At 66.2% G+C, this 225-nt stretch carries 1 protein-coding gene; it reads left to right on the top strand.

What is annotated here, in order from left to right:
- Positions 1–17: 17 nt before the first annotated feature.
- A partial coding sequence (locus BYZ73_RS22230; protein ID WP_245943275.1) for a terminase TerL endonuclease subunit occupies positions 18–225 on the top strand: 208 nt, incomplete at its 3' end.

Genomic DNA, 225 nt, shown 5'->3' with positions numbered 1-225 from the left:
ACTTCCGGCGGCTGCACATGAACCTCTGGACCGAGGGCGCGCAGTCCTGGATCGAACGCGAGATCTGGGACAAGGGCGCCGAACCCTTCGCGCCCGAGGCGCTTTACGGGCGGCCCGCCTGGGTCGGACTGGACCTGTCGAAGACCACCGACCTCACCTCGATCTGCGTCGCGATCCCGAAGGACGGGCAGGTGTACCTCATCAGCTATTCCTTCCTGCCCTCGG

Source organism: Rhodovulum viride, assembly GCF_003265965.1.
In the GTDB taxonomy this organism is placed as follows: domain Bacteria; phylum Pseudomonadota; class Alphaproteobacteria; order Rhodobacterales; family Rhodobacteraceae; genus Rhodovulum; species Rhodovulum kholense.
This window is presented reverse-complemented; position numbering and strand designations above follow the sequence as displayed.